This window comes from Hyphomicrobium sp. (genome assembly GCF_020852195.1).
Classification (GTDB): Bacteria; Pseudomonadota; Alphaproteobacteria; order Rhizobiales; family Hyphomicrobiaceae; genus Hyphomicrobium_C.
The window spans coordinates 1-11,604 of record NZ_JADZBI010000054.1 but is presented as its reverse complement, the minus strand read 5'-3'; the positions used below and the strand labels follow the sequence as shown (position 1 = coordinate 11,604).

Below are 11,604 nucleotides of genomic sequence, written 5' to 3'. Positions count from 1 at the left end.
CTGGGCGCGCAAGATGTCGATGCCGGTGACCTCTTCGGTCACGGTGTGTTAGACCTGGACGCGGGGGTTGACCTCGATGAAGAAGCATTCGCCCGAATCCATGTCCATCAGGAATTCGACGGTGCCGGCGCATTGGTAATTGACGTGCTGGCAGATCTTCTTGCCCAGGTTGCAGATCTTTTCGCGTTGCGCGCCAGAAAGATAGGGTGCCGGCGCGCGTTCGACGACCTTCTGGTTGCGCCGCTGCACCGAACAGTCGCGTTCCCACAGGTGATAGATGTTGCCCTGCTTGTCGCCCAGGATCTGGACCTCGACATGGCGGGCGCGCTGGATCATCTTTTCCAGATAGCCCTCGCCGTTGCCAAAGGCGGCCTCGGCCTCGCGCCGGCCTTCCAGCACCTTGGCCTCGAGTTCCTTTTCCGATGTGATGGGCCGCATGCCGCGGCCGCCGCCGCCCCAGGACGCCTTGAGCATCAGCGGATAGCCGATCCGCGCGGCCAGCTTCTTCACCTCGTCGAGGTCGTCGGGCAACGCGTCGGTCGCCGGCACCACCGGTACGCCAATCTCAACAGCAAGGTTGCGGGCAGCCACTTTGTTGCCAAGCTTTCGCATCGTATCCGGTCGCGGCCCGATGAAGACGATGCCAGCCGCTGCGCAGGCCTCGGCGAACTCGGGGCTTTCCGACAGCAGGCCGTAGCCGGGATGAATCGCATCCGCGCCCGAAAGCCTCGCCACGCGGATCGCTTCCTCGATGGACAGGTAGCTCTCGATCGGCCCCATATCGCGGTTAAGGTGAGGACCGCGGCCGACCTGATAAGACTCATCGGCCTTAAAGCGATGCAGCGCGTATTTGTCCTCCTCAGCCCAGATCGCGACGGTCTTGATGCCAAGCTCGTTCGCAGCACGGAAAATACGGATCGCTATCTCAGAACGGTTCGCGACAAGCAGCTTCGTGACTTTCAATAGAGACCTCGCAGGACCGTATGGAGTTGGATGGAAGCCAAGGGCTTCGCAAGCGCGCCGCGTTGCATCCTGCAAACCCTGAATACCGCTGATGGTCAACAAGAATAGGTCGCATTGCACATCGAGGAGGGCCAAGACCAAGGTCGAGTCGGCGTTGATCCGCGGCGAGCACGACAAGGTTGTCCGGAACCTATCGGATGTCTGCAAACTCGCCTTGGCGAGTCCATAAAGATCCCCCATCGCCGGGCCGCGCTTGACGTCGGAGGTGGGTCAAACGATTCCAGTCAGCCCACCCGGCATGGCCGGTACCCCGGTGACGGCCAGACCGGCGCCTGCCGCGGAGCGTGCGTGCCGGCCTGCCGCCAACCGAGGTCCTGCTCAAAAAACCGGAATCTCACCAACCATCAGATTGCGTGCAATCCACGGGGTTTGCCGGCCGACCGTGGCGGCGACCACCTGCTTCTTGACGGCGCCGTAGACCTCAGCCAACTCGATCGCACCGTTGCTGTTGCTATCCGTTCCTTTTCGGCCCGTTGTGATGGCGCGCACCAGGGCCGTCGTGAACTGTCCGCCGCCGGCGTGTTGGTCTTCATAGCTGCTCTGTCGACCCTTGGCTGCGGCCAGCACCGTCATCGAGGTTCCGCTCTTTATCAGACTCGAGACAGCATCGTCATTCGCGCCACCATCAGCGGCACCTGAGTGGCAGGCATCAAGCAGGACGATCAAACGCGCCTTGGTGCCGTCGAGCGCCTTGGCGATATCCTCCCAGGAAATCGATGTGGCCGCCAGGTCGGCGAGCCGCGTCTCCCGTGTTGCCAGATAGAACTGGCCCGTCTTGACATCGCGAAAGCCGTGGCCGGCGGCAAACAGCATGATCGTGTCGGAGGGCTGCGTGGCGGCTGTCAACTGACGCAGCTTGGCGAGCAGCGCGCCCCTCAGACCCTCGGCATCAAGGAAGCTCGTAACCTCGACATCGGCGTAGGTCCGGCCCTTGAGGCCTTCCACGCTCTTGGCAAAGTTGCGTGCGTCCGTCTTGGCTAATTTAAGCTGGGCGATGTGCTTGTTATCGTCGTAACGGTCGGTGCCGATCGAGATGGCGAATAGCCGACTGTCGACTGGCTTGCCTGCGCCGGCGAGAGGGGCGCCCTGTGCCACGCTTTCATAGCCGACGGCGTCGACCGCAACGACAGTTACCCACCGGGCCTCGGGCTTGAGCGGAAGAGTGATGTCGAGATCGGCGCTGCGCCCCGACATTGCATGCTCGCCGGCCAGCTGCCCGTCGATGAAGATGCGCGTTTTTTCCAAACCCATGGCAGAGTTGGCAACGATGCGCAGCTTCGCCGTGCGTTGGGCGGAAGCTCCGGTGACTTCGGCAGCAAGGTGAAGTGTCGGTGGCGGCGTCAGCAGCGGATCGGGCGTTTGCGCGTTGCCGGCCAACACGGCTTTGATCAAAGCCGGCCGTTTGAGCGTGCGGGCAAACTGCTGCAGGGAATTGTAGCCCGGCAGGCCCGGAAACTTCAGGAAGATGAACTGTGACCCTTCGGGCGATGCGGAGTAATATCCGCGCGGATCATAAACAATCAGCTCGTCATCGATATGGAAGCCGCGCAGGACGATGGCGCCGCTGGCCACGTCGTAGAAGTGCAATTGCCCTCCGGCGTTGTACTGGACCAGAGTACGGCCATCCGCTGTCACACCAAACTCATCGAGGTTTGTGGCCGCTGGAATATCACGGTTGAACAGCAGGATCTGATCGGACTTCAAATCGAACAGCAGCACCCAGCGCAGATTGGCTCCCAGCCAATGCCCCGTAAGGATAAGATAGCGATCGAAGGCGACAGTGACTTTGTCGAAGTCGCTTGGCCAGCCGCCAAATCCCATGGTCGTGCCACGCTCGTCGGTGTACTCAAGCGTTCCGTCCGGACTGAGCCCCGACGGCTGGCTGCCAACGCTATATTTCAATCGACTGGCCAAGTCCGCCATCTCGCTGGGCCCGGTCTTGGTACCATGCAGCAGCGCGAAGAAATTGCGGCTCGACGCACCCTGGCTGTAGTACGAATGGATCAGCCAATAGGTACGCTCCCCGACGGAGAAGGTGGCGAGCTGCCGAATCCAGGTCGGGTCGATCAGCGTTGCCTCGCTGTCATGGCCACTGTACTCGGGGTCCACGTCGCCGCCGGTCTCGCGGATCGGAAGTCGTTTGGCGGCCGACGGAATTGACGCGATGATCGGGGCGATGACCTGATCGGGATGATCGTATGCCTTCTCCCAGTCGATCAGTTCAACGGCCGGCTTGAGCGGCCCTTCTCCATTCACGGTGAGGTCGAGCTGTTGGAGGCGGCTCCAAACCGAGCTTTGCGCGTCCTCTGCGCTCGGTCCGGCTCTCTTGTCGGATCGATGCATTGCAAAGCCGCCTCGCGTTGTTGCTAGTCTTGCCTCAGCCACCAGTTGTTGTGGTGCCGGCGCCGCGGGTGGGCCTTTGTGCACCAAGCGCAGAGCAGCGAGCTCGGCGAGCTCTCTCTTCCAGGCCTCCTCATCCGCCGTATGCGCCCCGCAGACACCATTGGTGTCGAGCGCGCAGTGATGACTCAACAGAAGTGGGCCGTCGAGACACCACTTGATGCGGTCGGATGCCTCTATTGCGCAAGAGTCGCCGAGTTGGCCGGAATCGAAGAAGGCCGCCGAAGAGACTCTTGCGAAAGCGCGGGCGGAAAGCTCTGCCTGCAATGTGCGCCGCTTCTCCCAGACTTCGCTCGGCTCGTCTGCTTGAGGCGGGATTTGTTCGAAGGACGCGGCTTCAACAGCGCTCGTTCCGATTGAGTGGTCGAGCAGGCTCTCCCATCCGTCGCCAAAAATTTGCCCCCCGTTGCCCCACGTCGTGATGGCGCCCTCGAAATCCAAAACCAAAGCGGTCTCCACGCCCTGGCAAGCGTGGCATCCGGTATCGGTGAAGGAACGCTGCGATCCGTCCACGAGAGCCTGCTGGAGCTCGATGCCGGCCCAACCCCAGATGCTCAGCGCAAACACTGCATCACCTGTCGACCAGGCAGCCAAGTGCACCCTGCCGCGATATCCCCTGTTCCGGCGCAGCTCGGCCTCGCTCGTCACCACCGTACCGGAATAGAGATCAATGATCTCGAAACCCGGACCATCGGCGAAGGCGCCCAAGAAGCGGCTGGACGGTGAGAAGTTTGGATCCCACCCGTTACGTTCCTGCAGTAGCTCCCCGGTCTTGCTGTCGAGCACGCGGTAGAACTTGTCGAAGACCTGGAGCTCGAACTCTCCCGAGTTCGATCGGATGGTTTTTTGTGGTGCCTCGGTCGTGAACCGGTCACGGATGACGATTTCCGGATTCCCCCCGATAACATTCAATTCGTCTCCGAGGCGCGTCACGCTCCCGACCCACTCCTGGCCAAATGCGAAGTCTTTGGCTGTCTTAGCATCCGCTTTCAGTTTCGAGACCTCGACCAGCGCCCAGTCCAGCGTCAGCGGTCCGGCCTGATAGACCTTGATCAGGGCATTGCCGCTCGCTTGGCCTGGCCCGAGGTGCAGGGGCACGAAAACACGTGTTCTGGCGAGCTCATATGCGATGGCGTAGGGTCCCGGCGCCCCGGGTGGGAACGCGAGGAATTTTTCGCCTTCGAAGCGACTCCGCGCGGTCGTCGAAAGCACAAGGTATAGCGGCGCGCGGCAGGCCGGGTTCAGTTCACCAGCAAGCTTCCACTCGACTGCGATCGGGGCTCCGGTCCTGATGGGTTGCTCAGGTTGCTTGATGGCGACGGACAGCTGGGGCATCGGCCCGGACAATGAGCCATCTCGCAGATGGCATGTCGTGGCGCCTGGTTGTGCCAACGGCGGGTTGGCACTTAGACACCCAACGAAAAGGACCAGAAAAACAAGTGCAAAGAAGCGCAATTTCGACATGAAATACCCTTGAGTATCGAGACGGTCTTTTCGACCCGCCGGGTAACGCAATAGTTTCCGGTACGTCGAGCACGGTCACGAATGCCGCGTGGCACGCTCCGCCGGCAACCCAAACAGCGCCGGACTTATATGGATCGATACCGCGAGGTCACCACACCACCCTACTTCGACACAATCAAGTCTCTTGAGTTTGGTTCTGCCAAGAATCCATTAGACGCTCATCACGGTTCCGTGCGCGCAGCGACCGCTACGCTACCCACGCAGTACAGTCCCCTTCCCGGCCACTCGACCATTCCTCTCTACAAGCGGGAGAGTGAAACGCGTAGGCGTGTTGGTCAGTTTGGCGATCTGAAAATCGAGTTCCTATGCCAAATGTGCTGCGACCCCCGCAATCGCGCCGGCCGCCGTTTTCATTACCAACGCCACTGCAATCCAACGAGATATTCACGTCCCGGCATGGATGTGCCGCAACCGCCGTTCTGGGATGTGGGATTGGCGATGCAGGGTTTCTTGTCGAGCGTGATGAAGATCGGATGCTCGTTGACGTCGAACAGATTATTGAGCCGGCGAAGAGCTTCAAACCTTTGCTCAGCTCGATGTCGCCGCGAATGTTCCAGACCCAGAACGGGTCCTTGCGATAATTCGCTCATGGCCATGAACCAAAGCTTATACCCTGCTTCCAGCCCGGAGGGACTAATTTCCTCTGCTTACGGTAAGCAGGCCTGGGTCAGCGAGAGACTTTCGCTGTCGTCGAGCGCCGCCCGGTTTCACCAATCAGTGGACATGGTCGGCGAGGACATCCACGTCGCCGATTATAAGGTTGGCTACTTCCACTTCTGGGACCGAGCGACGAGATTGAGTGTGTTGCTCCGCCGAGAAAGCGGACATTTGGCGTGATGTACAGCACAGAGTGAAATTCATTGGGCGAGCGTCCACTGTGGCTTCGTCAACGCCCGCGAGCGCGCTTCTATTAAAAGCTAGCAAGAGGTCTTCGCAGTGAGGGCCGAGGCCCACACATACTGGGCATTGGTCGATACGCCACCGACCTCCCACCAGGCCAAGATAGACAACTAGACTACCTATCTCTGGATGGCTCGACGATACTCAGCGCAGTTGTGGCAACGCCAGCTTCAGGGAGCTGTGCTCAATAGCGCTCTCTTGCAAGCACAGGGAGCCCTTGGTTATTTTGGGACCGTCGAGGTTGAGTTTGGGGAGGGCTATGGCGTGGGTCGCTTGCGGTCTCTGTCTCAACGAGCGGATTTTGATCAACATGCGGCCCGCCATCGCGACGATCAACTGGGCGGACTAGGCCTCCAATTCTATCGTGCGTTTAAGTCTACCGGTTTACCCAGGCATATCGAGCGCAACGTTATCGTGCCCACGAAGACGATCGGCATCGGCGAAAACACCACGCTCAAAATGAGCTTTTGGCATTCGACGGTAGAGGACGCACCACAGGCAAGTGATTCCACCTTCCTCAGCCTTTCCATGCGTACGAACGGCGGACGGCGGGCCTGGCGGGATGATAAGGCGAGCGGGGAGATCACAACGCTACCTTTCGAGGGCGCACACTGGCGCTTCGAGCAGCCCGTAAGCTTCGTGCAGTTCCATCTCCCAGTCCTCTTTCTGGGCACGATATGCGACGCGCTCTTCGACCGGGAACTCGCACATACCGATTTCAGGATGCTGGCGGACATCGAAGACGCACCGTTGGAATCCGCCCTGCGAAGCATTCAGAACAGGGCTTGGTCGATCGAACCGACAAATCTCCTTCTCGACAGTTGGGCGGTAATCCTTTCCGAGGTACTTCTTAGACGCCTGTCGCGACACGGCGAGCGCCGGGGACGGGCATCCTTTGGAAAGATCCCCGGCCGCACCATGGCAAGTGTCGTCGACTACATCGACGCGAACATCGACCAGGATTTGAGGCTGACGTCGCTCGCCTGCGTTGCCGCGATGAGCGTTTATCACTTCGCTAGAAGTTTCGAGGAGACGGCCGGCATATCACCTCACAAATACGTGCTCACCCGCCGTATCGCCCGAGCTCGCGCGATGCTCAGGAGCAGCGAGATCGGTTTGGCGCACGTGGCCTTGGCTTGTGGTTTCTCAAGTCAAGCGCATTTTACAACCACATTCCGTCAAATGCTCGGCGTAACGCCGGGCAGGTATCGGCAAACCCAATCGCCCTAAACATACGTTCTCACGCGACTGTGACACTCAGTCTCCGTCTACATCAACGAGATGTCGGTTTCTTACCGCTGGGCAGGCCCAAATAAACACCGCTTAACCGCGCCTGCGCAGGTCCTAATTCGCAAAAAGAATAGCAAGAATCTGAAATCGCGGCCTTAGCGGTTCGGCTACAATTTCCTGCCTGTTAGGCACACCTCCGCTCACGTTCCCGAGAGAATTACTATCGTACTTCGTCAAATGCTGCCGACTGAAACGGAGATCGTCGTGAAGCACGCTAGTATGGCCGACAAGAAACTCGGCTTCCGCATCCATGCGATCGTATTCGTGCTCAGCATGGTTCTGCTTTTCATCGTCAATATGTGGATCGGTCCGCCCTATTGGGCCTTGTGGGTTCTGCTGGGTTGGGGCGTCGGACTCCTTGCTCACTGGTGGTTTGGCTTAAGTCCCAGCATCACCAAGAAAAAGACCGCCTAACTCGTACATGCACGGGGCGGGCCCTGCATGCTGGAAGCGGGCGTATCGAATGTCGTTCTCGGCGCGCCCCGGCAGTCCTTTTCTTGACGGCGTTCGCGCAAAAGCGACAGCCGGTTCGCATCCACTCAAATTATAAGGGCGTTTCCATTGGCGGGAGACATCGACAACAATCGCCCGTCAGAGTTCAATCGACGGGAAGTCGTTCGCGCTGCCGGCGCGTTGGCAATCGCTGGCACGGGAACGTTCTCGGCCCCTTCAGCCTCCGCAGCGGCCAGCCGAGCCGGGGACTCCGGCTCGCTCGGCGCGCGGCTTCAGGGCGTGCAGCACTTCGGTCTCACAGTTCAGAAAATGGACCGCGCCTTCGAGTTCTATACCGAGGTGCTCGGAGGGACCGAGATCATGCGCGACGGCGACTTCCACGGCGAGCGCATTCACAACACGCTGCTGACCGATCAGGAGATCGAAGCACACGTGCGTCAGGTCAATCCGCGCACGATGGGAATCCCGGACCTCAGAGACGGCGCGCAGCGCTTGGACGTACGCTTCATCCAGTTCGACAATGTCGTGATCGAACTGCTGCAATACCGCGACGCCGAGCAGCCCGCCGGCAGCGGCAGCGCCTTCGCCGAGCCGCTCGACCATATGAGCCCTGCCTTCCCTCGCATGATGCACATCTGCTTCCACATCCGCGACGATGTCGATTTCAACACGTTCATCGCCGATCTCGAAGGGGAAGCGGCGCGACGCGGTATGACGCAGGTCCGAGCCAACCGCGTCATCACCGTGGCGACAGAGGAGGAGCGGCTGGGCGCGCCGATGGAGGCGAACAGCAACGGCATCACTGAAGGGCAGTCGAACGGATGGAGGTTGATCTACTGCAAGGGCTCCGAAGGCGAGCAGCTCGAGTTTGTCCAAGCGCTCGGACCCGTGAAGCAGATATTCGCGAAGGGCTTTGACGCTCACCATCGCGCTCGCGGCAATCGCTAGCCGCTCGGGTCCGCACAGGAGGAGACCAGAGACGATGTGCATAAAGCGCTACGATCGCGTTGTTGCTCGGCACTAGTTTTGGCGGCCTTGTTGTCGCACAGGCCGCTCAGGCGCAATAAGCTCCCTGATCTGACGGAGGACGACGTTCAAGTGACAAAAATGCGGGCCCTGCATCAACTCACCCATTGAGCGAGCCGGACCTTTGCTATGTGCTGCCTCGAAGTACCGCGGGAGGATCACATGAGCAGACGTATCGAGATGAAAAGCATAGTGTCAGCCGTTGTGATGGTATTGGCGGCAGCGTTGTCGCCGTCTGCGAGCGCTGAGGACCGCGCGATCCGGCTCGGTCAAGTCGGTCTGTCGTTCTACGCTGTGGTCGGCGGGATCGTGCAGGAGGTGCTTGAGAAAGACGAGTACAAGGTTGACGTCACAGCCGGCAGTCACGGCGACATCTTCCCGAAGCTCGGCGCCGGCGAGATCGATATCCTGGCCGCCGCCTGGCTGCCGGACGGTCATGCGCCACTCTATGCGAAGGTAAAGGACGCCACGTTCGTCATCGGCGACCTCTATGGCGATGCCCGGCTCTACTGGGCAGTGCCCGACTACGTTCCTGCCGACCTCGTACGCTCCATCGACGACCTCAAGAAGCCGGACGTCGCACAGCGCATGGACAAGCAGATCCGCGGCATCGGCGCAACGTCGGGCCTCATGGTCGGCGCCGCGAAGATCCGCGAAGCCTATGGTCTCGATGCGGCCGGCTACGAGGTGATACCGGGCGAAGCGAAAGATTGGATCGAGAACTTCAAGCAGGCAGTGGCCGAGCAACGTTGGCTTGTCATGCCTCTCTGGCAGCCGCAGTGGCTCAACGCGGCCTACAAAATGCGCGTGCTGGAGGAGCCAAAGGGCATTTACGGTAAGGGCGACACAGCGGTCCTTCTCGGGCATGAGATGCTGATGAGCAAACTCGCACCGGCGACACTCGAGCGCCTTGCCAATATCAAGCTCAGCATCGACGCGGTCACGGAGATGGACCTTTGGGTCAATGTCGATGGGCTCACACCGCGGGATGCGGCGAAGAAATGGCTTGCGGCCAATCCCTTGCAGAAGGACTGACATGTATGGACGGCGAGGGGATCGCTCTTAACACCGATTTGTTCAATCCGGTGCAGCTCGATCCCTAACCGACAATTAACCGCCCCCATCGAAGGGCTGTCATTATCGTTATATTCACATAGATATATCGTGTGTCATTGGGATGGAGAGAAGTCTCATGGCCGGAAGCTTCGAGACCGCCAATGTGCAGGCGGCGAGCGCAGAGATGTGCGACCGCTTCACGACCATTCATCCTTCCAGTTCAGAACCTGATGGCGAGATCGGCTTTCACGCCATGATCCTGGGCGTCCGATGCGATCTGGCCAACGTAGGAGACGCTGAACGTCGCGTTGGGCGCGAGATCGAGATTGAGCCCGGCCTCGATCACCGCGGTGTTGTCGGCGATCGGCACGCCGGCGATCGTGAAGACGTCCCCTCCGGAAAAGCGATGGAAGCTCTCTGGAGTCGTGTCGCCGAAGGCGTGCCGCCAGCCGATCATGCCGCGAAGTGCCACGTCCATTGTGCCGAGTGCGAGCCGCTGCTCGGCGCGCAGGCCGAGCGTGGTGAAGGTGACGCCGGTCGTGCCGCTCGCGACGGACAAGGCAGAGACGCCGCCACGCTCGCTGAAGCTGTCGCCATCCAAGTTCACATAGGCGAGGTTGGCGAAGGGCTCGAAGCGGCTCGCCCCTGCACCCATGCCGTATCCGAATTCGCCGAAGGCCTGGAAGGTGCCGCTGTCGTTGTCCGCGGTCAGGCGCTCGGCGATGCCGGGGACGGCAACCGAACGGCGCGTGTCGATGTCTTGCCACGTGTAGGCGAGCCCGGAGCGGAAGGCGAGATTGCTCCATGCAGTGCCGCCATAGAGACCGAGGTGATAATTGTCGCTCAAGCCCGATGACGCGCGACGGTTGCTGTCGAAACGGGAATGGCTGTAGCCGGCGAGCAGGCCGACACGCCAATCGGCGATGATCCCATCGACGCCGGCCAGCAGGCCACCTGTCGAGCGATCGAGGTGCGCGGCATTGCCGTCGCTGCCGGTCATGCCCCAGGAGCCGAAGGCTTGGCTCCAGAAGCCCGGCGCGGAAGGATCAGGCAAACCGGGCATCGGTGATTGGCCGGGTGCGTCGCTCAAGGGCGGCGCGAGCGATGCACCGACGCGCCCTCCAAAGGCCGTGCGCAGGCGATCGTTCATGGCGTTGCGGACGAAGCGGCTGTCCTCGATCAGCGCCGTGCGCATCGAAGCATGGATATCGCCGGAAAGAGCGTCGAAGCTTGCGCGCGCGACGTCCGGAGTGCTGGACAAGGCAATGGCGCGCCAGATCGGACTGGCCGCGCCGAGCGTATCGATGGCCGTGCCGGTCGCGACCTGATTGCGCGTGATGCCAACGCCTGCGAAGGCCACATCGTTACGCCGCAACTCCAGGGTCACGTCATTGCCGTCGCCGCCCGCATAATCGAGGATGGTATCGAGGAAGAGCAGGTCGCGAGTCACGTCACCGAAGGTGCCGATCGTAGCGCCGGGGCTCAGGTTGTCGATGATGATGAAAGGGCCGTTGAGCAGGTTCCAGCTCGATGCATCGGCCGGCGAGAGCAGGACATCGAGCGTGGCCCCGGTGATGTCGACAGATCCGCCAACGACGATCCTGTCGGCCGCGGTCGGCGTGGCTTCGATAAGCAGCGTGCCGTGGTTCGCGTAGTCGCCGGTGATGTACTGCACACCGATGGAATTGCCGGGGGAATGCACGCCGCCGGCGCCGATGGTGAGCGCCGCAATGGTTCCAGTGCCGGAGACGACGCCGGCTGTGTGGGCCTCGACTGGCCCGCTGAAAAGGCCATCGACCACGAACTGGCCGCCGACGACGAGGGCCGATCCGCTGAGCGCATTGGCGATTGTCAGCGTCCCGCCCGACACCGTCGTCGTTCCCAAAAATCAGTTGGATGCCCCCGTAAGGGTCGTGTTGCCCGCGTCGTGCT

7 protein-coding genes and 1 pseudogene are annotated in these 11,604 nt (G+C 60.8%); 4 read left to right on the top strand and 4 right to left on the bottom strand.

What is annotated here, in order from left to right; translation table 11 throughout:
- Nucleotides 1-51: 51 nt before the first annotated feature.
- From IT540_RS04240 to IT540_RS04230, 3 genes and pseudogenes are all read right to left on the bottom strand, one after another.
- Nucleotides 52-963: pseudogene (locus IT540_RS04240) on the bottom strand (biotin carboxylase N-terminal domain-containing protein); the annotation flags it as partial.
- 378 nt (nucleotides 964-1,341) lie between these two features.
- Nucleotides 1,342-4,887: a caspase family protein gene (locus IT540_RS04235; RefSeq protein ID WP_291173745.1), complete on the bottom strand. Its 3,546-nt coding sequence runs from the start codon at nucleotides 4,885-4,887 to the stop codon at nucleotides 1,342-1,344.
- 413 nt (nucleotides 4,888-5,300) lie between these two features.
- Nucleotides 5,301-5,543, bottom strand: a complete 243-nt coding sequence (locus IT540_RS04230) for a hypothetical protein (protein WP_291173742.1) — start codon at nucleotides 5,541-5,543, stop codon at nucleotides 5,301-5,303.
- A 718-nt stretch (nucleotides 5,544-6,261) separates the two neighbouring features.
- Here IT540_RS04230 and IT540_RS04225 point away from each other — a divergent pair.
- From IT540_RS04225 to IT540_RS04210, 4 genes are all read left to right on the top strand, one after another.
- Nucleotides 6,262-7,077, top strand: a complete 816-nt coding sequence (locus IT540_RS04225) for an AraC family transcriptional regulator (RefSeq protein ID WP_291173740.1) — start codon at nucleotides 6,262-6,264, stop codon at nucleotides 7,075-7,077.
- A 279-nt stretch (nucleotides 7,078-7,356) separates the two neighbouring features.
- Entirely contained in the window at nucleotides 7,357-7,551 is a 195-nt protein-coding gene (locus tag IT540_RS04220; protein ID WP_291173737.1) for a 2TM domain-containing protein, read from the top strand.
- A 318-nt stretch (nucleotides 7,552-7,869) separates the two neighbouring features.
- Entirely contained in the window at nucleotides 7,870-8,538 is a 669-nt protein-coding gene (locus IT540_RS04215; protein WP_291173734.1) for a VOC family protein, read from the top strand.
- 240 nt (nucleotides 8,539-8,778) lie between these two features.
- Nucleotides 8,779-9,651, top strand: coding sequence for a glycine betaine ABC transporter substrate-binding protein (locus tag IT540_RS04210; protein WP_291173732.1), 873 nt, complete (start codon nucleotides 8,779-8,781; stop codon nucleotides 9,649-9,651).
- 241 nt (nucleotides 9,652-9,892) lie between these two features.
- Here IT540_RS04210 and IT540_RS04205 read toward each other — a convergent pair whose 3' ends face one another.
- Nucleotides 9,893-11,542 (bottom strand): autotransporter domain-containing protein, encoded by a 1,650-nt coding sequence (locus tag IT540_RS04205; RefSeq protein WP_291173729.1) that lies wholly within the window; start codon nucleotides 11,540-11,542, stop codon nucleotides 9,893-9,895.
- Nucleotides 11,543-11,604: the final 62 nt, after the last annotated feature.

Coding starts and splice junctions, on each gene's coding strand:
- IT540_RS04220 (WP_291173737.1), top strand. CDS start 7,357: ATGGCCGACAAGAAACTCGGCTTCCGCATCCATGCGATCGTATTCGTG.
- IT540_RS04235 (WP_291173745.1), bottom strand. CDS start 4,887: ATGTCGAAATTGCGCTTCTTTGCACTTGTTTTTCTGGTCCTTTTCGTT.
- IT540_RS04210 (WP_291173732.1), top strand. CDS start 8,779: ATGAGCAGACGTATCGAGATGAAAAGCATAGTGTCAGCCGTTGTGATG.
- IT540_RS04230 (WP_291173742.1), bottom strand. CDS start 5,543: ATGGCCATGAGCGAATTATCGCAAGGACCCGTTCTGGGTCTGGAACAT.